The following is a 21,593-nucleotide window of genomic DNA, read 5'->3' as shown; positions in this document are numbered from 1 at the left end:
CCGCTCATCGCTCGCCCACCCGGTTGCGCAATGTGCCGATCCCCGAAAGCTCGACCTCGACGACATCGCCGGGCACCATCGACCCCACTCCGGCGGGACTGCCGGTAAGCAGCACGTCGCCGGGCTCGAGGGTGATCCATCGGGTGACGAACGCGAGCAACTCGCCGATGCCGAACACCATGTCCGCAGTCGAGGCCTGCTGCACGACTTTCCCGCCGAGGCGCGTGGTGATCCGCAGTGCCGCAGGGTCGGCCACCTCGGTCTCGATCCACGGGCCGAGCGGGCAGAAGGTGTCCGCGCTCTTCGCCCTGGCCCATTGCCCGTCGGCGCGCCAGTCGTCCGCGGTGACGTCGTTGGCGCAGGTGTAGCCGAACACGAAGTCGGCGAAGCGGTCGGCGGGCACGGCGCGCGCGGTGCGCCCGATGACGACGGCCAGCTCGCCCTCGTATTCCAACCGTCGTACTCCCGCAGGCCGGACAATCACCGCTTCGGGACCGGTGATCGCGTTGGGCGACTTGAGGAACAGCGACGGGCGTTGCGGCCATGACCTGCCCTTTTCCGCGATCTGGCCGCCGTAATTGCTCCCCGCACAGACGATGGTGCGCGGCGAACACGGCGCGAGCAAGGCGAGCTCCGCCAGCGTGCCGACCACCGCGCCTGCTGCTCCGCGATCCGAAAGCTCATGCACCACTTCTTCGTTCACGATGCCGCGCCCGATTTGCCCGTCGCGGCGATAGCGCACTACTCGCATGACTCGACCGCCGCGCGCACCAATTCGACCGGATGCCACGCGGTTCTGCCTGCGCCGTGAAAGATCTGCTGCCTGCACGACACCCCGGTTGCCGCCACGATCGTGTCTTCCGGTTCCGCGGCGAGCGCCGGGAAGAGCCGGTCGCCGCCGACGGTCATGGACGTCTCGTAATGTTCCGCCTCGAACCCGAACGACCCTGCCATACCACAACATCCGGAGTTGATCTCCGCCACCTCGACGCCGGGAATGCGGCGCAGCAGCGCCATGGTGGCCGCCGTGCCGACCTCGGCCTTCTGATGGCAATGCCCGTGAAAGACGATGCGCCGCCCCGCAAGCCAAGAATCCGCGCGCAGCGTGATCCGCCCGGCGTCGATCGCGTCCACCAGCAGCTCCTCCACCTGTTTGACCCGATCGGCGACCGCGCGCACCGCTTCGGTGTCCGGTACCAGCGCGGCGTGCTCGTCACGCAGCATGAACACGCACGACGGCTCGCACCCGACGATCGGCGAACCCGGCTCGGTGGTCGTCGCGAGCGCGTGAATCAAGCCCGCTGCCTTCTTCTTCGCGTCATCGAGCAGACCTTTCGACATGCTCGACCGACCACAGCACCCGCCGCTCGCCAGCGTGACCCGCCAGCCCGCCAGCTCCAGCAATTCGATGGCCGCCGCACCGAGGTGCGGCTCGGTGTAGGTGGTGAACGAGTCGGCCAGCCAGTTGACGGTGCCGAGCGCCGTTTCGGTCGCGGCCGGTCGATGCCTGCGGAACCAGCGAACCAGGTTGACCCGCTGATACGCGGGCAGGGGCCGGGCCGCCGCAATCCCCATCGTGCGCTCCATGATTCGACGCACGACCGGAATCCGCCCCGGCAGGTTCGACACCGGCGCGGTCGCCGAACCGACCCGGTTGAGTAGTCGGATCGCGCCGAAAATCCTGGACCGCATGGGTATTCCGTGGATCTCATGATGGTGTGCGAGTGTCTCAGCCTTGAGCGAGGACATGTCGACGCTCATCGGGCACTCGCTCTTGCATGCCTTGCACATCAGGCACAGGTCGAGGATCTCGTGCAGCCGTTCGCCGCCGAGCGCCGCGTGCGGGTCGGGCTCGGACAGCGCCTTCACCAGGGCGTTGGCGCGGCCGCGGGTTGCGTGTTCCTCGTTCTTGGTCGCGATGTAGGACGGGCACATCACCCCCGACGTGGATTTGCGGCACAGCCCGATGTTCATGCACCGATCGGCCGCCCCGCGCATCCCGCCGATCACCTCGAAGGTCAGCGCCGTCGTCAGGGGCGGCGCGGGCGGCAAGGCGTCGCGGTCACGCAGATTCTCGGTCATCGACGGCGCGTCGACGATCTTGCCGGGGTTCAGAATATTGTGAGGATCGAAGAGCTGCTTGACCTTTCGCATCGCCTCGTACAGCTCGTCTCCGAAGATCTCCCGGTTGAACTCGCTGCGGGCCAACCCGTCACCGTGCTCGCTGGAGTTGACGCCGCCGTACTCTGCCACGAGATCCTTGACCGCCTCGGCGACCGTGCGCATGGTGGCCACCTCGTCCGGGTTCGTCAGGTCGACGAACGGGCGGATGTGCAGGCAGCCGACCGAGCAGTGCCCGTAGAACCCCGCCTCCAGCCGGTGCTCGTCGAGAATCTCCTTGAACCGCCTGGTGTATTCGGTGAGATGCGCGGGATCGACTGCGGTGTCCTCCACGAACGCGAGCGGCCTGCGCGTGCCCGCCCCCGCCGCCATCAGCAACCCTAGGCTGGACTTGCGGACCTTGAGCAGCGCGGCCTGTTCGGCGGCGGTGACCGCGCGGAGCGTGTGGTAGCCGTGCCCGTTGCGCTGCCACAGACTGTCCAGCCGATCCAGCTCGGCGGCCAAGCCTGCTTCGTCGTCGCCGCTGAACGACACGAAAAGCAGTGCGCCGGGGTCGCCGACGAGAATGTCACCGAGTCCGGCATATTCGATCTTCTGCCTGGACAGGTCCAAGATGGTGCGGTCCATCAGTTCCACCTGGTGTGGCTCGCAGCTGAGCGCGTCGGTGGTGGCCGCGATGGCGCTCATGGTGTCGGCGAAGTGCCCCACCGCGTACACCGTGCGGGCCGGCTTGGGCACCAGGTCGACCAACGCCTGGGTCGCGATCACCAGCGTGCCTTCGGCACCGACCACGAATTTCGCCAGATCGAAGGGGTTTTCGGCGCCGAAGCCGACCAGCCGGTCGAGCCGGTAGCCGCCCGCGCGCCGCCAGAAGACGGGCATCCCCGCGGTGATGGTGTTCGTGTTCGCCTCGACCAGATCCGAAAGCCCTTGGTAGATCCGGCCTTCCAAGGTGTCCATGGTCGCGCGTCGCTTGCGTTCCACGTCGTCGACGGGCGCCAGCCGCGCGAACGAACCGTCCGCGAGCACCACGTCCAACGCGCGCACATGATCGATGGTCATGCCATAGGTCAGCGAACCGCTACCGGCGGAATTGTTTCCGATCATCCCGCCGATCGTGGCCCGATTGCTGGTCGAGGTGTCCGGCCCGAACATCAGCCCGTGTGCGGCCGCCGCCTGGTTGAGCTGATCCTGCACCACCCCGACCTCGACCAGCGCGGTGCGCGCCACCGGATCGATCTCCAGGATCCGGTGCATGTGCCTGGACATGTCGAGGACCAGGCCGGGGCCGACGGTCTGGCCGGCCAGACTGGTGCCTGCGCCGCGCGGCACGATCGGCACGCCCAGCTCGTCGCAGGCGTGCACCGCTGCGGCGACATCCTCGGCGTCGCGGGGAAAGGCAACGCCCACAGGCGTTATCGCGTACATGCTCGCGTCGCGGGAGAACAGGTGCCTGCTGTAGTCGTCGAAGGCGACCTCGCCGCGCATGGTGGCGCGGAGCGCCGCCTCGAGGCGCGCGGCGACTGCCGTCTGATCGGCCGTCGTGGTGGAGACGTTCATGGGTAGTCCTTTTCGATCCGTGGTTCGCAAAGGTGTTGGGGTGGCGGCCGATCCATGGACCGGCCGCCACCACTGCTCAGCCAGAGGGCTACTTCGGCACCACCGCGGGCGCCGTTTGGCCGACGGGTCTATCCACTGGCGCGGTTTGCCCCACGGGGCCAGTAGAATCCGACACCACCGCCGGCTGCCCCATCGGCGAAGTGGGCTGCGCCACCGGAAGCTCCTCCGGCTCAGCCGAATCCGCTGCCGCACCGGATTCCCGCAGCGGCACAGCAGGAGCCACCGCGGTCGCCGCGCGCAGCTGCTTCCGCAACGTCAACACCAGCAGACCCGCCACCGCGAACACCCCACCGAAAAACGCTTGGGTGAGCGCATATCCACCGCCGCTGAGGTCGCTGAGCCAGCCACCGACGTACGGCCCGAAGAAGCTGCCCAGGTTGCCGACGCCGTTGATCAGCCCCAACCCCGCACCGGCCGCGGCAACGGGGACCAGCTTGGTGACCGTCGCCCAGAACGGCCCGTACCAGGCGATCGACGCCGCCGTGCCCAGGATCATCGCCCCGAGCACCAACCACTTCTGATCTGCCGAGATCAGGCTCGCGCCACCGAGAATGATCGCCGCCGAGCCGAGCACCAGCGCCATGTGCGCGACGTGCCCGCCACGCTTGTCCGCCGAACGCCCGACCAGAATGATCGCGGCCCCCGCCGCGAGCTGCGGCAGCATCGCGACGAGCCCGACCTTCATATCGGTGTGGAAGGCCTTCTTGAGCACGCTCGGCAACCACAGGGTGAGGCCGAGCAATCCCATCTGGGTGAGGGTGTAGATGAGCGCGAAGTGCCACACGATACGACTCTTGAACGCCGCCTTGAAGGTTCCGCGATGGACAAGCGGCTCACCCTCTTCGAGCCGCGAACGCTCGATGTAATTCCGTTCATTAGCCGACAACCACCCCGCCTTGGCCGGCGTGTCCCGAATCACCGCGAGCCACGCGATGAGCCCGACGATCAGCGGCGCGCCACCCTGAATGATGAACATCCACCGCCAGTCGAAATACGTCAGGATGACGCCGGAGAACGGCGCGGCGACGATGGCCGCGATCGGCGTGTACAGCTTGAAAATCGCGTACGCCCTGCCGCGTTCGGCGAACGGGAACCAGGCCCGGATGGTCGCCATCAACGCGGGCTGCACGCCGCCCTCGGCAACGCCGAGCAGGAACCTGGCGAGCAGGAGTTGACCGACGGTATCGGTGAAGCCCGCTGCCATCGCCGCCGCGCTCCACAGCACCATCAGGATCGCGATCCACTTTCTGGCACTCCACCTTTCCGCCATGTAGCCACCGGGGATCTGCAGCAGCAGATAACCCCAGAAGAAGATGCCGCTCGCCAGGCCCTGCTGCGCCTTGCTGAGCCCCATGTCGCTTTCCAGGTGCGGCAGCGCGAAACTGATGTTGGTGCGGTCGATATAACAGATGACGTAGATGAAGACGACGACCGGCAAGATATAGGTCCACCGCTTCATTTCGGACAGACGCTGGACTCGGGAAGTGCGTTCGGACAACGACCTACCTCCTCGTAGGTGACCGGCGCGAAAACGCACCGGCGAAGGGGAATCCCCGCTCGGGACAGAGCGTTTGGGGAGAATCACTCGGGGCGGAGCATCGAGGAGTCGAGATCAGGAGGCCGGTGTCGTGCGGCCGAACTCGAGGTCCACGCCGTGAGCCGACGGCGTGCCCTGCAGTGAGCGAAAATGATGGTGCGAGGCCCAGCCGACGCGCCTTCCTCAGAAGACGCTGCGCCGGGCGGTATTTCATGCGGTGCGCAGTACCTCTAGGGCGGCCTGCGTGCCCGCGGGGTCGACGGTGACCCCGGCCAGCTCCAATCCCATCTGCACGCCTGCGAGGGTCCCCGCCAGCGTGAGATCGTTGAGATCGCCGAGGTGGCCGATCCGGAATACCCGCCCGGCGAGCCTGCCGAGGCCGGTGCCGAGCGACATGTCGAAGCGGTCCAGGATGATTCGCCGCACCTTGTCCGCGTCGTGTTCCGCGCCGAGCAGCACGGCGGTCAGCGCACCGGAGTATTCGCGCTCGTTGACGCAGAGCACCTCGAGTCCCCAGCCGCGCACCGCTGCCCTGGCGGCCTCGGCATGCCTGGTGTGCCTGGCGAATACGTTGCGCAGCCCCTCTTCCTCGAGCATGAGCAGGGCCTCGCGCAGGCCGTAGAGCAGGTTGGTCGCGGGGGTGTACGGGTAGTAACCGTCCGCGTTGGCCTCGAGGATGGGCGTCCAATCCCAGTAGGACTTGGGCAATTTCGCCTGCGGTGCGGCCGCGAGCGCCTTGTCGCTCAGCGCGTTGAAGCCGAGGCCGGGCGGCAGCATCAGTCCCTTCTGTGAGCAGCCGATCGTCACATCGACGCCCCAGTCGTCGTGCCGGTAGTCGATCGACCCCAGCGACGAGATGGTGTCGACCAGCAGCAACGCGGGATGATCCGCGTCGTCGATCGCCGCCCTGATCTCCGGTATCCGGCTGGTGACACCGGTCGAGGTCTCGTTGTGCACCACCATGACCGCCGCGATGCCGTGCGCCTTGTCGGCGGCCAGCCGCTCCGCGACGACCGCAGGGTCGACGCCGCGACGCCAATCACCGGGCACGAAATCGACGATCAGTCCGAGCTTTTCGGCCATCGCACGCCACAGGCTTGCGAAATGACCGGTCTCGAAGGCCAATACCCGATCGCCGGGCGAGAGGGTGTTGACCAGCGCCGCCTCCCAGGCGCCGGTGCCGGACGAGGGGTAGACGATCACCGGGCCGCCGGTGCCGAACACCGGTTTCAGGCGGGTGAGCACGTCGAGGGTGAGCTCGGCGAAGTCGGGTCCGCGATGGTCGATGGTGGGTTGCGCGATGGCGTGCAGCACCCGATCGGGGACGTTGGTCGGGCCGGGGATCTGCAGAAAATGCCGTCCACTGCGTGCGGTCATCAGATCAATTTCCGTTCTGTGCCGTGATATGGCACACTGTGCCGTGAGAAGGTGCAGCAAGGGTAGGGATGTGCGATGAAGGAGTCAAGACCTTGCGAAATGTCCTGAACACCCTGCGCGTGCTCGAAGAGGTCGCGGTGCGGCAGCCGATCGGCGTCGGCGAGTTGTCCCGGGTGCTCGACATGCCCAAGAGCTCGGTGCAGCGGGTGCTGGTCACGCTCGACACCGCAGGCTGGATCCGTCCCGCCGCAGGTGAGGTGACGAAATGGGTGCTCACCACGAAGGCGCTCGCGGTGGGCAGCAGCGCGGGCGGCGACCTCGGCCTGCGCGGCACGGCTCTGCCGATCATGGAGGACCTGCGACGGCACACCGGGGAGACCATCCACTTGACGATCCCCGAGGACGGCAAGATGGTGCTCATCGAGCGCTTGGAGACCGACAAGCCGGTGCGCACCAATATGGCGCTCGGACACTCCCTTCCGATGCACGCGTCGGCCAACGGCAAGACGGTGCTGGCCAACAGCAGCCCGGAGGTGCTGAAACTCCTACTGGCCGAGGAGCTTCCGCGCTACACCGACCGGACCATCACCGACCCGGACGACCTGCGCGCCGAACTGGCCACGATCCGCGCCCGCGGCTTCGCCGTCAACAACGGCGAATGGCGCTCCGACGTCGGAGCGGTGGCCGCGGTCGTGCTCGGCGGGCACGAGAAGCCGATCGCGAGCCTCAGCGTGAACATCCCGATCAACCGGCTCACCGCGGAGTCCGAGCCCGTCTTCGGCGCGGCGGTGAGCGAGGCCGCGCGGACGCTGGCCGAGCGGCTCGGTTGATCGGTAGCTAGTGCCGGACAGCGGTGTTCAGCCGATCACCCCGGCCTCGGCAGGGAGATGCTGCTCGGCGATGTGCGCACCGAGCCGGGTCAACAGCGCCTCGGCATCGGTGAAGCAGCGCTGCACGTCGGGCTCGATCGAGAGCAGCGCATAAGCGGCCTCGATACCGGCGGATCGAAGTCGGTGGGCAGGCAACGTGTTCCGGCCGCATACCGCGACCACCGGGATACCGCTGGCCGCCGCGGCGACGCCCGCGGGCGCCTTACCGTGCAACGTCTGCTCGTCGAGGGTGCCTTCGCCGGTCACGATCAGATCCGTATCGGCAAGGTGCGCACCGAAATCCGCCAGGTCCAGCACCAGATCGATGCCGGGAGCCGTAACCGCGTTCAGCACCGCGACGGCCGCGAAGCCCACTCCCCCGGCCGCGCCCGCGCCCGGCACGTCGCGGCAATCAGCGCCGACGGTGGTGGCGACCAGGTCGGCCCACCGGGTGAGCGCGGCATCGAGCGTGGCCACCTGAGTGTCGTCTGCACCCTTCTGCGGGCCGTAAACCGTTGCGGCACCACGCGTGCCGGTCAGCGGGTTGTCCACGTCGGCGGCGACGGTCACGTGGATACCCGCCATCCGCTCGCGCAACAGCGTGAGATCGACGGTGGCCACCGCCGCCACACCGGCGCCGCCGTGACCGATCTCGACACCGTCGGCGTCTCGTAGTCGAGCGCCGAGTGCCTGCAACAACCCGGCACCGCCATCGGTGCTCGCGCTGCCGCCGAGGCCGAGCACGACCCGCGTGCAGCCCGCACCGATCGCTGCGGTGATCACCTCGCCCACACCGCGACTGGTGGCCGTCATCGGTGCGAGCTGTCCGCCGGGCAGCCGCGCGAGGCCGCAGACGTCCGCCAGTTCCACCACGGCAGTGTCGCCGCGCCGCGCGTACCTGGTGGCGACCCGCTCGCCGGTCGGACCGGTGGCGATCACCAGCATCGCCGCGAATCCGGCGGCCAGCGCGGCGGCCACCGTCCCGTCACCACCGTCGGCAATCGGCACGACCGAGACCGACGTACGTGGTCGAGCCTGCCGAATGCCTTCCGCGACCGCGGCGCCCACCTGCGCCGCGGTCAGCGAACCCTTGAACTTGTCGACGGCGATCAGCACCCGAGCCATCGCGCGCGTCAATCCAGCAGCGCGATCGCGGTCGGCGCGTCCGCGGCGGTCTCCGCGAGCGGTTCGAACTCGATGATGTTGTCGATCTCGATGCCCATGGACACGTTGGTGACCCGCTCCAGAATGACCTCGACGACCACGGGCACCCGGTGTTCGACGAGGAGCTTCTTCGCATCGTCGAACGCCTGGGCCAGGTCACCCGGTTCGAAGACGCGAATCGCTTTGCAGCCGAGCCCCTCTGCGACCTTCAGGTGGTCGACACCGTAGCCGCCGACCTCGGGGCTGTTGATGTTGTCGAAGTCGAGCTGCACATAATAGTCCATGCCGAACTGCCGCTGCGCCTGCCGGATCAGGCCCAGGTAGGAGTTGTTGACCACGACATGGATGTACGGGATGTTGAACTGCGCGCCGACCGCCAATTCCTCGATCAGGAACTGGAAATCGTAGTCACCCGAGAGCGCGACAACCGTCGCGTCGGGGTCCGCGGTCGCGACGCCGAGCGCGGCGGGCAGGGTCCAGCCGAGTGGGCCTGCTTGGCCCGCGTTGATCCAGTGGCGTGGCTTGTAGACGTGCAGCAGCTGGGCCGCTTGGATCTGGGACAGCCCGATCGTGCTGACATAGCGGATGTCGGGTCCGAACGCCCGGTTCATCTCCTCGTAGACGCGCTGCGGTTTGATCGGCACGTCGTCGAAGTGAGTTTTGCGCTGTCCCTGCTGCTTTCGCGCCCGCACCTGCGCCGCCCACCCGCTGCGGTCGGCCAGTTCGCCTGCGGCCGCCTTCGCCCCAGCGACCTCGAGGAATGCGCGCAACGCCGCCCCCGCGTCGGAGGTGATGCCGAAGTCCGGCGCGAACACCCGGCCGATCTGCGTCGGCTCGATGTCCACATGCACGAAAGTGCGGTCCTTGGTGTAGGTCTCGACGCCCCCGGTGTGCCGATTCGCCCACCGGTTACCGATGCCGAGCACGAAGTCCGAATCCAGCAGCGTCGCATTGCCGTACCGGTGCGAGGTCTGCAAACCCACCATCCCCGCATGCAACCGGTGGTCATCGGGAATGGTGCCCCACCCCATCAACGTCGGCACCACCGGAACACCGGTCAGCTCAGCGAACTCGACGAGCAGTCGCGCGGCATCGGCATTGACGATGCCGCCACCCGCAACGATCAGCGGGCGCTCGGCAGCATTCAACATCGCAATAGCCTTCTCGGCCTGCGCACGGGTCGCGGCCGGGCGATGCACAACTAGCGGTTCGTAAGTCTCGATATCGAACTCGATCTCGGCCAACTGCACATCGATCGGCAGATCGATCAGCACCGGACCGGGCCTGCCCTCGCGCATCAGCCGGAACGCCTTCTGAAATGTCCCAGGCACCTGCGCGGGCTCGAGCACGGTCACTGCCCATTTCGCCACGGGCGCGGCGATCGAGGAGATGTCGACGGCCTGGAAGTCTTCCTTGTGCAGCTTCGCGACCGGGGCCTGCCCGGTGATGCAGAGAATCGGAATCGAATCCGCACTGGCCGAATACAACCCGGTGATCATGTCCGTCCCTGCAGGTCCGGAGGTGCCGATGCACACACCGATATTGCCCGCCGCGGCCCGCGTGAACCCCTCGGCCATATGCGAAGCGGCCTCCACATGACGGGCCAGCACATGCCGAATTCCGCCGTGTGCCCGCATCGCGCTGTAGAACGGGTTGATGGCGGCGCCAGGCAACCCGAAAGCCTGGGTAGCGCCTTCTTTTTCGAGTATCAAGACCGCGGCATCCACGGTACGCATGCGCGTCATCGTCAATCCTCCTCGTCCGCACGCCCGCTCAGCCGCAGCACACCGCGCAGCAGTGCACTGTGGTCGAGCCCGCCGTCACCGTTCGCCTTCGCGGCGGCCATCAGCTGGGCGACCAGTGCGCCGAGCGGCACCACCACCCCGGCCTCGCGGGCCGCTGCCGTCACGATGCCCATGTCCTTGTGGTGCAGGTCGATCCGGAAACCCGGCGCGAACGCACGGGACACCATCTTGTCCTGCTTCTGCTCGAGCACCGCCGATCCGGCCAGCCCACCACCGAGCACCCGCAGCGCCGCGGCCGTGTCGACCCCGTACGCCTCGAGGAACACCACCGCCTCCGCGAGTGCCTGGATGTTCGCGGCGACGATCAGCTGGTTGGCCGCCTTGACGGTCTGCCCGGAGCCGCTGGGGCCCACGTGCACAACGGTTTTCCCGACGACATCGAGAATCGGCCTGGCCGCGGCGAAGTCCGCGGCGGCACCACCGACCATGATGGACAGTGCCGCCTGCACCGCCCCCGCTTCACCGCCGGAGACGGGCGCGTCGAGCAGTCGGAAGCCCTGGTCCGCAGCCTGTTTCGCGAGTTCGACGGCAACATCCGGCCGGATGCTGGAGAAGTCGATGACGAGGGCGCCGGGCGCGGCGCTGTCGAACACGCCCTTCGCGCCCGTGAGCACCTCCTCGACATCGGGTGAGTCGGGCACCATCACGCAGATCACCTCGGCGCCACCGACCGCCTCGGCGATCGAGCCTGCCGCACGCCCGCCCGCCGCGACGAGCGGGGCGGTCTTGCTGCCGGTGCGGTTGTATCCGGTGACGCGATGGCCCGCGTTGGCCAGGTGGACGGCCATCGGGCTGCCCATGATGCCGAGTCCGATGAAAGCTATGTCAGTCATGTCTTCCTTGAATATCTGTGCGTAGCAGTCGGTTAGGTGGTCGAGGCGCGGCGCTCGCGCGGCAGCCAGTCGAAGCTGTCCGCGCTCGCGCCACTCGGCTTGTATTCCAAGCCGACCCAGCCGCGATAGCCGCGCATCTCGAGTTCGGTCAGCTGCCGCGACAACGGCAGCTCGCCACTGCCCGGTTCATGCCTGCCCGGGTTGTCGGCGATCTGTACGTGCGCGATCCGTTCGGTGTGCTCGGCGATGACCTTGTCGACGTCGTCACCGTTGACCGCCAGGTGATACAGGTCCGCCAGCAGCCCGATATTCGTTGCGCCCGTGGCGTTCTGCACCCGCTCGACCACCGCGAGCGCCTCGGCAGCGGTGCGCAACGGGTACCGGTCCGCGCCGCTCACCGGCTCGACGAGCACGGTGCCGCCGAGGCGGGATGCGGCTTTCGCGGCGCGACCGAGGTTGTCGATCGCCACCTCGTCCTGCGCTGCCGCGGCCACTCCGTCGAGCCGATTGCCGTAGAGCGCGTTGAACATTCGGCAACCGAGCCGCTCGCCGATCCCGAGGGTGACGTCGATGTTGTCGCGGAACTCCGCCGACCGAGCCGGCCACGACACCAGGCCGCGATCACCGCCAGGCATGTCCCCCGCGGCGAAGTTCAAGCCGACCAACGACACTCCGGCGTTCTCGACCGCGGCCACGAAGGCGTCCACCCCCTTGTCACCGGGCACCGCGCTGTCGAACGGCCACCAGAACTCGACGGCGTCGAAGCCCGCCGTCCGCGCCGCCGCCGGGCGTTCGAGCAGCGGCACCTCGGTGAACAGCAGCGAGCAGTTGACCTCGTAGCGCAGCGAATGGCTCATAGGATCCTCCAGGAATTCCACAATACGGAAACTAGATTTCGTTATATGGAACAGGATAGGAGCCCCGCCGTGACCGGGTCAAGGACGCACAGGTGTCCGACTCCGCCGAATCGACCGGTAAACTTCCACCATCCGGAAACAGGGAGAAGGCGAGCCAGTGCCCGCAGCGAACGAAACCAAGGGCCGCGCAGGCGGCGTCCAGTCCATCGAACGCGCATTCGGCCTGCTCGAGACGATGGCGGACGAGGGAGGCACGATGGGCCTCTCGCAACTCGCCACCGCCTCCGGCCTGCCGCTGCCCACCATCCACCGGCTGGTTCGCACGCTCGTCGACCTCGGCTACCTCCGCCAGGAACCGTCGCGCCAGTACGTGCTCGGCCCGAAGCTGATCAAGCTCGGGGAAAGCTCCGCGCACCTGCTCGGCGTCCGGGCCCGCCCACACCTGACGCGCCTGGTCGACGAGCTCGGCGAATCCGCCAACATGGCCATGCTCGACGGCGACCAGATCGTCTATGTCGCCCAGGTCCCGTCCCGCCACTCCATGCGCATGTTCACCGAGGTCGGCCGCCGCGTCCTGCCGCACTGCACCGCGGTCGGCAAGGCACTGCTCGCCGACCTGCCGCCCGAGCGCACCCGAGACCTGTTGCAGCGCACCGGCATGCCGCGCTACACCGAACACACCATCACCGCCCCTGACGAATTCGCCAGGCAACTCGAAGCGGCCGCCCGCGACGGTTACGCCATCGACGACGGCGAACAAGAACTCGGCGTCCGCTGCATCGCCGTCGCGGTCCCCGAAGCCCCAGCCCCCCTTGCCATCTCCATCTCGGGCCCGGCAGGCCGGATGACCGACGAGCTGATCAACCGCGCCGCACCACTGCTCACCGAGGTGAGCCTCGCGCTCGCCGCCGACCTCCGCTGACCAGGGACAACTCAGCGGCTCACCGCGCCGACCCCTCCGACTCTGCTGGCCAGATCCGGCCATGCGGCGGCCGATCCGAATCGGCACCACCAGCATCGACCACTGCCTTACTTTGTCCTTCAAGAGAACAAACTTGGATCGATTTCACCGAAAGCGCAGACAGTGGGCGACAAAGTGCGGTTGAATCTGCTCAGTAGTGAGAAAGAAGCAACTGATGCGGATTGCGGCCCGGCCCGAGAACGCCCACCAGGCAAGGCTTTTGCGGCTGCTGCGCGACCGGGGACCGCAATCGCGGTCGGAGCTGGCGCATCCCATGGAGTTGTCCAGATCCAAGCTCGCGGTGGAACTCGATCGGCTTGCCGCACTCGGGCTCGTCGAAGCGGGCGGGCTTGCGGCATCCAGTGGCGGCCGTCGCTCGGCGATCGCCACCCTCGCGTCGGGTCTGCGCTTCGCCGCCATCGATATCGGGGCCACCTCGATCGATGTCGCGGTGACCGACGGCGAATTGCGGGTGCTCGGACAGCTTTCGGAGCCGTGCGATATCCGGCAGGGGCCGGCGGCCGTGCTGGAACGGGCGCTGGATCTGCTCGGCAAACTCCGTACGGACGAACGGATGGCAGGCCGGTTGCACGGCGCGGGCGTCGGCGTGCCTGGGCCGGTCAGCTTCCGCGAGGGGATGCCGGTCGCACCGCCGATAATGCCTGGCTGGCACCGGTTTCCGGTGCGCGAGGTGATCGCGCAGGAACTCGGCTGCCCGGTGCTGGTCGACAACGATGTGAACATCCTCGCGCTCGGCGAAATGCAGGCAGGCTCGGCGCATTCGGTGGCGGACTTCCTGCTTGTCAAGGCGGGCACCGGAATCGGGTGCGGCATCGTCGTCGACGGCGGCATCTACCGCGGCGCCTCCGGTAGCGCAGGCGATATCGGTCATCTCCGGATCACCGACGACGGACCGGTCTGCGCCTGCGGCAACAGCGGCTGCCTGGAGGCCTACGCGGGCGGCGCGGCGCTGGCCAGGGAGGCCGCGGCGCGGGCAGGGCGATCGCCGTTCCTCGCCAACCGCCTCGCCACCGCGGGCGCACTGACGGCGACGGACCTCGCCGATGCCGCCGCGGCCGGAGATCCGGTGGCAGTGGCCATGATTCGCGAGGCGGGCACGCACCTGGGTACAGCGCTGGCCGGGTTGGTCAGCTTCTTCAACCCCGGCCTCGTCGTGATCGCGGGCGGGCTCACCGGATTCGGGCACCCGCTGCTCGCCGAGATCCGCAGCGTGGTCTATCGCCGCTCGCTGCCGCTGGCCACCGGCAACCTACCGATCGTGCTCTCCGAACTCGGCGAGCTCGGCGGGGTGATCGGCGCCGCACGACTCATCAGCGACCACATCTTCAGCGTCGCCTGACGACCCGGGGCAAGGAGCCGCCCATGAACACCGTGCTGACCATGCGAGGCATCGTCAAGGACTTCCCCGGTGTGCGCGCCCTCGACCACGTCGACCTCGAGGTCCGCGCGGGCGAGGTGCACTGCCTGCTCGGCCAGAACGGGGCAGGCAAGTCGACGTTGATCAAAATCCTTGCCGGAGCGGATTATCCGGATGCGGGCGAGTTGAGCTGGCAGGGCAAGCCCGTGCGCCTGTCCGGTCCCGCCGCGGCGACCAGGCTCGGCATCGCCACGATCTACCAGGAATTGGATCTGTGCGACGGGCTCGACATCGCGGAAAACATCTTCCTCGGCCACGAACACGCCCGCGCCGGATTCACTCGTCGGGTATCGACCGCCCGCGCCGCCACCGCGCTGCTCGAGCGCCTCGGCCACGGGGAATTACGCCCCGAAACGCTCGTCGGCACGCTGCCCGCGGCCGCCAAGCAGGTGGTCAGCATGGCGCGAGCGCTGTCCTACAACGCACGCCTCATCGTGATGGACGAGCCGTCGGCCGCGCTCGGCAACGACGAGGTGGCCAACCTGTTCCGCATCATCGACCAGCTGCGCGCGGATGGTGTTGCGGTCGTGTACATCTCGCATCGCCTCGACGAGATCCGCGCCATCGGCGACCGGATCACCGTTTTGAAGGACGGCCGCACCGTCGCCGCCGGGCTGCCTGCACGGACCACCGGAACCGCACAGATCGTCGCGCTGATGACCGGCAACGGCGCGGTGGCTGCGCTCGCGCACCAAGCACCCGCGCACAGCGACACCGAGGTGCTGCGGGTAGCCGAACTCGGTCTGGCAGGCCGATTCCACAACCTCTCGTTCACCGTCCATGCCGGGGAGATCGTCGGCCTCGCCGGGCTGGTCGGCGCGGGCCGGTCGGAGGTCTTGGAAACGATCTACGGCGCTCGGCGTCCGTCGGCGGGGCAGATCCTGGTCGACGGCCGCCGAATCCGGCCGGGCAGCACCACCGCCGCGGTAGCTGCCGGGCTCGGCATGGCGCCCGAGGAGCGCAAATCGCAAGGGCTGTTTCTGCTGGAATCGGTGGGCCGCAACGTTTCTGCCGCATCGTTGCCGCGCTACTCGCGGTTCGGCTGGTTCGATCGCCGCAGGCAGCGTGCCGACACCGGCGACTTGCTCGCCCGGGTCGGCGTCCGCCCGGCCGACCCCGACTATCCGGTGCGCGGGCTGTCCGGCGGCAATCAGCAGAAGGTGGTGCTGGCCCGCTGGCTGCTCGACGACTGCCGGGTGCTCCTACTCGACGAACCGACCCGCGGCGTCGACGTCGGCGCGCGTGCCGACGTGTACGCGCAGGTCCGCAGGCTCGCCGAGCGCGGAGTCGCGGTGCTGATGGTGTCCAGTGACCTGCCGGAACTACTCGGCCTGGCCGACCGGGTGCTCGTGCTGCGCGACGGCGAGATCATCCACACCGCGCCCGCGGCCGACCTCACCGAGCAGGACATCGTCGCGATGATCATGGAAGGAAGTGCGCTGTGAGTGAGCGAACCGAAGGCGGTTTACCCACGACTGAGCCGAACGGCAGCGAGGTGTAGTCGTGAGTGAGCGTCACACCGTGCACGCGGAGGCGAAACCGCTTGCGGCCGAAGGTGATCCACCCGGCCGGACGGCGCGAGCCCGACGCAGGTCGGTCGGCGAGCTCCGCAAACACCTCACCCTGATCGTCGCGCTGCTCGCGCTGCTGCTCGTCGGCGCCCTCACGAAGGGCGAGGACTTTCTCAGCGCCAGCAACATGATCACCATCCTGACCCTGGCCTCGGTGATCGGCGTGGTCACCGTCGGCATGACGTTCGTGATCATCGGCGGCGGCATCGACCTGTCCGTCGGCGCGATCATCGCGCTGGCCTCGGTCTGGTGCACCACCACCGCCACCCAGTCCTACGGCGTCGGCGGCATGGTGCTCAGTGCGTTGCTCGTCGGCCTGTGCTGCGGCCTGGTGAACGGGGCGCTCATCGCCTACGGCCGGTTGGTGCCGTTCATCGTCACGCTCGCCATGATGGTGGCCGCGCGCGGGCTGGCCGAACAGATCTCCGGGCGGCAATCCCAGCTCGTCACCACCGATCTGCTCGCGCTCGCGCAAGAGCGGGTGCTCGGCATCCCACTGCTGGTCTACCTGTTCCTCGTGGTCGTGGCGATCGGCTGGATCGTGTTGGAACGCACCACCTTCGGACGCCGCAGCGCGGCGGTCGGCGGCAATCCGGAGGCGGCGCGGCTGGCGGGCATCGACGTCCGGCGGCACACTCTGCTGCTGTACGCGGTGTCCGGGTTGTGCTGCGGTATCGCCGCCATCATGCTCACCGCCCAAACCACCACCGGCACCAGCACCAACGGCCAGCTCTACGAACTGGACGCGATCGCAGCGGTGGTCATCGGCGGGACGCTGCTCAGCGGCGGCTTCGGCACCATCACCGGCTCGATCCTCGGTGTGCTCGTCTTCACCGTGATCGAGGACCTGTTCATCCTCAACAACCTCGAACAACCCATCCAAGCAATCGGCAAGGGCGCCATCATCGTCGCGGTCCTGCTGTTCCAGCGGTTCGGCCGCGCCCGCGCGGTGCCGACCCTCACCTGATCCCCAGTGCCTATCCACCTCGCACTCCTCTAGGAACACCATGAGCACCACAACCTCCCTCCCCCGCCGCGGCATCCTGCTGACCGGTCTCGCCGCGGGCGCAGGCGTCCTCGCGGCCGCCTGCACGTCCAACGACACCAGCTCGGGCACCCAGGTGGCCGGCAGCACCGGCGACAACGCCGCGGCCGGACAGCAAGTGCGCGTGGGGTTTTCCGCGCCAGCCGCAGACCACGGCTGGACCGCGGCGATCACCCGCAATGCGCGGGCCCAGGCGGAGAAATTCACCGACGTGACGCTCAACGTCACCGAGGGCACCAACGATGTGGCCCGCCAGATCGAGCAGGTGCAGACGATGATCAACCAGAAGGCCGACGTGCTGGTGATCCTGCCGTTCGACGGCAACGCGCTCACCGAGATCGCGAAAAATGCCATGGCCGCGGGCATTCCGGTGATCAACCTCGATCGGGTCTTCGCCTCGGCGCTGGCGTACCGCACCTGGGTCGGCGGCGACAACTACGGAATGGGCGTCAACGCGGGCAATTTCATCGTCCGCAAGATGAAGGACGCAGGCGTCGCCGACCCGGTGATCGTCGAGGTGGCCGGGATCGACAACCTCCAGCTCACTCAGGAGCGCAGCAAAGGCTTCCACGACGCCCTCACCGCCGCCGGAATGCGTGTCACCGCACGGCAATCCACCGACTTCACCGCCGCGGGCGGTCAGCAGGTCGCCAGCCAGATGCTGCAGGCGACCCGCAAGATCGACGCGATGTGGAACCACGACGACGATCAGGGCATCGGCGTACTCGCTGCGATCAAGCAGGCCAACCGAGCCGGCGAGTTCGTGATGGTCGGCGGTGGCGGCTCGGCACAGGCCATGAAGGAGATCCAGTCCGGCAGTTCGCCACTGCAGGCGACCGTGCTCTACAGCCCCGCCATGGCCTCCTCCGCGGTCGCACTCGCCCGGCTGCTCGGACAGCGCAGAGCACTCGGCGATCTCGCCGAACACGATGTGCCCGCGAAGATCACGACGTTCTCCGCGGTCGTCACCAAGGACAACGCCGCGCAGTACCTGGCGAACGGCTACTGACCGATCGGAGCACGATGACCTCGACAGACCGCCGCACCCTCGGCATCGCGCTGGTCGGCCACGCCTTCATGGGTCGTGCGCACTCGCATGCCTGGCGCAGTGTCGACGCGTTCTTCGACCTGCCGTGGCGCCCGGTGCCGGTCGCGCTCGCGGGCCGCGACGCGGACAAGGCCGCCACCGCCGCCGGACGGCTCGGCTGGGCGAGCAGCGTGGACGATTGGCGAAAGTTGCTCGAGCGCGACGATGTCGATCTCATCGATATCTGCACCCCCGGCGACAGCCACGCCGAAATCGCCATCGCCGCACTGGATGCGGGCAAACATGTGCTGTGCGAGAAGCCGATGGCCAACACCGTCGCGGAGGCCGAGGCGATGGCCGCCGCAGCCGAGCAGGCCGCTGTGCGTGGAGTGCGCTCGATGGTGGGCTTCAGCTACCGGCGGGTGCCTGCACTCGCGCTGGCGCGAAACCTGGTCGCGCAGGGGCGAATCGGCACCATCCGGCATGTGCGCGCGGTGTATCTCCAGGATTGGCTCGCCGATCCCGATGCACCGCTCAGCTGGCGGCTCGATCGGCGCCGGGCAGGCTCGGGGGCACTCGGCGATATCGGCGCGCACATCATCGACGCCACCCAGTTCGTCACCGGCGAGGCAGTGACCGGAGTGTCGGCACTGCTGGACACCTTCGTCACCGAACGTCCACTGCCGGACGGACCAGGCCACGGCGCGGTCACTGTCGACGACGCCGCGCTGTTCCTCGGGCGGCTCTCCGGGGGCGGCCTCGCCTCCTTCGAGGCGAGCAGGGTGGCCGCCGGGCGCAAGAACGCACTTCGCCTCGAGCTCAACGGAACTCACGGCAGCCTCGCCTTCGACCTGGAGGCGATGAACGAGCTGTGGTTCCACGATCACACCGAAGAATCGCAGACCGCGGGCTTCCGCCGCATCCTGGTGACCGAGCCACAGCACCCCTACACCGGCGCCTGGTGGCCCGCCGGGCACGGGCTCGGCTACGACCACACCTTCACCAACGAGGTCGCCGATCTGGTCATCGCGATCGCGGCGGGCAAAGACCCGAGCCCGAGTTTCGCCGACGGGCTCGCGGTGCAGCGGGTGCTCGACGCCGTCGAGGTGAGCGCGGCCGACGCAGGCCGCTGGACCGCTATCGCAGGAGCACAACCATGAGACCGATCACGCTGTTCACCGGCCAGTGGGCCGACCTGCCCTTCGACGAGGTGTGCCGCCTAGCCGCGGACTGGGGCTACGACGGACTCGAAATCGCCTGCTCTGGCGACCATTTCGAGGTGGACAAGGCACTCGCCAATCCAGGCTACTCGGCGCTCAAGCGGAAAACCCTGGAGCGCTACGGCCTCCAGGTCTTCGCACTGTCCAACCACCTCGTCGGCCAGGCCGTCTGCGATCACCCGATCGACGAGCGTCATCGAGCTATTGTGCCGCAACGTATTTGGGGCGACGGCGAGCCGGAGGGGGTACGGCGACGCGCCGCGGCCGAGATGGCCGACACCGCACGGGCCGCCGCACAACTCGGCGTGCAGACCGTCGTCGGCTTCACCGGATCCAGCATCTGGCACACCGTCGCGATGTTCCCGCCCGTGCCGCCCGCGACCATCGAACGCGGCTATCAGGACTTCGCGGACCGCTGGAATCCGATCCTGGACGTCTTCGACGCCGAAGGGGTCCGCTTCGCGCACGAGGTCCATCCCAGCGAAATCGCCTACGACTATTGGACCACCGTGCGGGCCCTGGCCGCCGTCGACCACCGCTTCGCCTTCGGATTGAACTGGGACCCTTCCCATTTCCTCTGGCAAGACCTCGATCCGGTCGCCTTCATCCTCGACTTCGCCGACCGGATCTACCACGTGGACTGCAAGGACACCCGCATCCGCCGCAACGACGGCCGCCGTGGCCGCCTCTCCTCACATCTGCCATGGGGCGATCCGCGGCGCGGCTGGGACTTCGTCTCCACCGGTCGCGGCGACGTGCCGTGGGAAGACTGTTTCCGCGCCCTCAACACGATCAACTACACCGGCCCGATCTCGATCGAATGGGAGGACGCGGGCATGGACCGCCTCGCAGGCGCCCCGGAAGCCCTCGCGTTCGTCCGCGCCCGCAACGCCCTCACCCCACCCGCCACCGCGTTCGACGCCGCGTTCAACACCGATCACTGACCACAGTCGTCCGGTGTGCCGCGGCAACACCACAGCAGACCCGATCACTGACCGCGCCGGTTCCCGGCTGACACAGTCCTGCCGGGAGTGTGAGGCGCACCGCTCTCAGGAAGTGTCGGGCAGTCTCAGGAATAAATGGCACACTACTAAGCCGTAACAACCGGACACGGGAGGAACGTGGTAGTGCCGAGCAACGAACAGCGGCGAGCAGCGGCGAAACGCAAGTTGGAGCGCCAGCTCGCCAACCGGGCCGAGCGCGCACGCAGGCGCAAGCAACTCACGATCGCCGGGTCAGTGCTCGGGGTCATTGTCGTGGTCGCGGCGGTGACCGGCGTGTACTTCCTCACACGCGGCGACGACAAGGCCGAGGCCAAGGACGCGACCCAGTCGAGCAGCACCCCCTCCGTCGCGGCGGCGCCCGCGGCGAAGGCCAAGCCCGCACAGGTCAACTGCGTCTACAAGGACAGCGAGAAGCCCGCCGACAAGCCGGTCACCAAGCCGACGAAGGCCGAAGGCATCCCGACCACGGGCGCCGACGCGAAGGTCAGCGTCAGCATGGAGACCAGTCAGGGCCCGATCGGCCTGACCCTCAACAACGCCGAATCACCCTGCACGGTGAACAGTTTCGTCAGCCTGGCGGCGCAGAAGTTCTTCGACGGCACCAGCTGCCACCGGATGACCGCCAGCGAGGGCCTGAAGGTGCTGCAGTGCGGTGACCCGACCGGCACCGGCATGGGTGGCCCCGGGTACGCGTTCGACAACGAGTACCCGACCGATCAGATCGACCCGAACGATCCGAAGTCCGCGCAGACCGCCATCGCCTACAAGCGTGGCGTGCTCGCCATGGCCAACGCGGGTCCGGGCACCAACGGCAGCCAGTTCTTCATCGTCTACGGCGATTCGCAGCTGCCGCCGAACTACACCATCTTCGGCAACGTCGACGAGAACTCGCTCGGCACCCTGGACAAGATCGCCAAGGGTGGCCAGGACGACTCGAACGGCCCCGGCGACGGCAAGCCGAAGGAGCCGGTGACCATCCAGTCGGTTCGGATCGACTGACCAGCGCGCGCCCGAGTCGGGCCCGGCACCGATTTTTCGGTCCGGGCCCGACACGTGTCGCAATGAGGTTAGGTGCGCCTAATCGTCCGGTTAGGGTTGGCTCAGACCGGAGATCCTCCGGCGCGTTCCTCAGCCTGTCGGAAAT

17 protein-coding genes are annotated in these 21,593 nt (G+C 67.9%); 9 read left to right on the top strand and 8 right to left on the bottom strand.

Annotated elements, in window-relative coordinates; all coding sequences use genetic code 11:
• Positions 1–4: 4 nt before the first annotated feature.
• From ACGFNJ_RS25845 to ACGFNJ_RS25830, 4 genes are all read right to left on the bottom strand, one after another.
• Entirely contained in the window at positions 5–751 is a 747-nt protein-coding gene (locus tag ACGFNJ_RS25845) for a fumarylacetoacetate hydrolase family protein (protein ID WP_393453135.1), read from the bottom strand.
• Entirely contained in the window at positions 742–3,681 is a 2,940-nt protein-coding gene (locus ACGFNJ_RS25840; protein WP_393453132.1) for an FAD-binding and (Fe-S)-binding domain-containing protein, read from the bottom strand. Before ACGFNJ_RS25840 ends, ACGFNJ_RS25845 begins: the two co-directional genes overlap by 10 nt.
• Before the next feature lie 88 nt (positions 3,682–3,769).
• Positions 3,770–5,239 (bottom strand): MFS transporter, encoded by a 1,470-nt coding sequence (locus ACGFNJ_RS25835; RefSeq protein WP_393453129.1) that lies wholly within the window; start codon positions 5,237–5,239, stop codon positions 3,770–3,772.
• A gap of 249 nt (positions 5,240–5,488) precedes the next feature.
• Positions 5,489–6,655 carry a pyridoxal-phosphate-dependent aminotransferase family protein gene (locus ACGFNJ_RS25830; protein WP_393453126.1) on the bottom strand — a complete coding sequence of 389 codons (1,167 nt, stop codon included), beginning with the start codon at positions 6,653–6,655 and terminating at the stop codon, positions 5,489–5,491.
• A 92-nt stretch (positions 6,656–6,747) separates the two neighbouring features.
• On the opposite strand from ACGFNJ_RS25830, the gene ACGFNJ_RS25825 reads away from it, so the two are divergent.
• Entirely contained in the window at positions 6,748–7,485 is a 738-nt protein-coding gene (locus ACGFNJ_RS25825; RefSeq protein WP_393453123.1) for an IclR family transcriptional regulator, read from the top strand.
• Positions 7,486–7,512: 27 nt separating this feature from the next.
• Here the strand turns inward: ACGFNJ_RS25825 and ACGFNJ_RS25820 are convergent, their stop codons facing one another.
• The 4 genes from ACGFNJ_RS25820 to ACGFNJ_RS25805 are packed head-to-tail and all read right to left on the bottom strand — an operon-like array spanning position 7,513 to position 12,183.
• Positions 7,513–8,649, bottom strand: coding sequence for a glycerate kinase (locus tag ACGFNJ_RS25820; protein ID WP_393453120.1), 1,137 nt, complete (start codon positions 8,647–8,649; stop codon positions 7,513–7,515).
• Positions 8,650–8,657: 8 nt separating this feature from the next.
• The gene (gene gcl, locus ACGFNJ_RS25815; RefSeq protein WP_393453117.1) at positions 8,658–10,433 is read right to left on the bottom strand and encodes a glyoxylate carboligase; all 1,776 of its coding nucleotides are present in this window, start codon (positions 10,431–10,433) and stop codon (positions 8,658–8,660) included.
• A 2-nt stretch (positions 10,434–10,435) separates the two neighbouring features.
• Positions 10,436–11,326 (bottom strand): 2-hydroxy-3-oxopropionate reductase, encoded by an 891-nt coding sequence (locus ACGFNJ_RS25810; protein ID WP_393453114.1) that lies wholly within the window; start codon positions 11,324–11,326, stop codon positions 10,436–10,438.
• Positions 11,327–11,358: 32 nt separating this feature from the next.
• Positions 11,359–12,183: a hydroxypyruvate isomerase family protein gene (locus ACGFNJ_RS25805; RefSeq protein ID WP_393453111.1), complete on the bottom strand. Its 825-nt coding sequence runs from the start codon at positions 12,181–12,183 to the stop codon at positions 11,359–11,361.
• 157 nt (positions 12,184–12,340) lie between these two features.
• On the opposite strand from ACGFNJ_RS25805, the gene ACGFNJ_RS25800 reads away from it, so the two are divergent.
• From ACGFNJ_RS25800 to ACGFNJ_RS25765, 8 genes are all read left to right on the top strand, one after another.
• Positions 12,341–13,105, top strand: a complete 765-nt coding sequence (locus tag ACGFNJ_RS25800) for an IclR family transcriptional regulator (RefSeq protein WP_393453109.1) — start codon at positions 12,341–12,343, stop codon at positions 13,103–13,105.
• A 214-nt stretch (positions 13,106–13,319) separates the two neighbouring features.
• Positions 13,320–14,504 (top strand): ROK family protein, encoded by a 1,185-nt coding sequence (locus ACGFNJ_RS25795; RefSeq protein WP_393453107.1) that lies wholly within the window; start codon positions 13,320–13,322, stop codon positions 14,502–14,504.
• A 23-nt stretch (positions 14,505–14,527) separates the two neighbouring features.
• On the top strand, positions 14,528–16,027 hold the full coding sequence (locus ACGFNJ_RS25790) for a sugar ABC transporter ATP-binding protein (RefSeq protein ID WP_393453104.1): 1,500 nt from the start codon (positions 14,528–14,530) through the stop codon (positions 16,025–16,027).
• Between the two features lie 58 nt (positions 16,028–16,085).
• Positions 16,086–17,120 carry an ABC transporter permease gene (locus tag ACGFNJ_RS25785; RefSeq protein WP_393453101.1) on the top strand — a complete coding sequence of 345 codons (1,035 nt, stop codon included), beginning with the start codon at positions 16,086–16,088 and terminating at the stop codon, positions 17,118–17,120.
• Positions 17,121–17,160: 40 nt separating this feature from the next.
• The gene (locus ACGFNJ_RS25780) at positions 17,161–18,207 is read left to right on the top strand and encodes a substrate-binding domain-containing protein (RefSeq protein ID WP_393453098.1); all 1,047 of its coding nucleotides are present in this window, start codon (positions 17,161–17,163) and stop codon (positions 18,205–18,207) included.
• A 14-nt stretch (positions 18,208–18,221) separates the two neighbouring features.
• Positions 18,222–19,385, top strand: a complete 1,164-nt coding sequence (locus ACGFNJ_RS25775) for a Gfo/Idh/MocA family protein (protein ID WP_393453095.1) — start codon at positions 18,222–18,224, stop codon at positions 19,383–19,385.
• Positions 19,382–20,389 (top strand): sugar phosphate isomerase/epimerase family protein, encoded by a 1,008-nt coding sequence (locus tag ACGFNJ_RS25770; RefSeq protein WP_393453092.1) that lies wholly within the window; start codon positions 19,382–19,384, stop codon positions 20,387–20,389. The genes ACGFNJ_RS25775 and ACGFNJ_RS25770 overlap by 4 nt, the downstream gene beginning before the upstream one ends.
• A 183-nt stretch (positions 20,390–20,572) precedes the next feature.
• A complete protein-coding gene (locus ACGFNJ_RS25765; RefSeq protein ID WP_393453089.1) occupies positions 20,573–21,448 on the top strand; it encodes a peptidylprolyl isomerase in 876 nt (291 codons plus the stop codon).
• The last annotated feature ends 145 nt before the right edge of the window (positions 21,449–21,593 follow it).

It is taken from the genome of Nocardia sp. NPDC049149 (assembly GCF_043197455.1).
Classification (GTDB): Bacteria; Actinomycetota; Actinomycetes; order Mycobacteriales; family Mycobacteriaceae; genus Nocardia.
The sequence above is the reverse complement of the archived record's forward strand: the minus strand, read 5'-3'. Positions and strand labels throughout refer to the sequence as shown.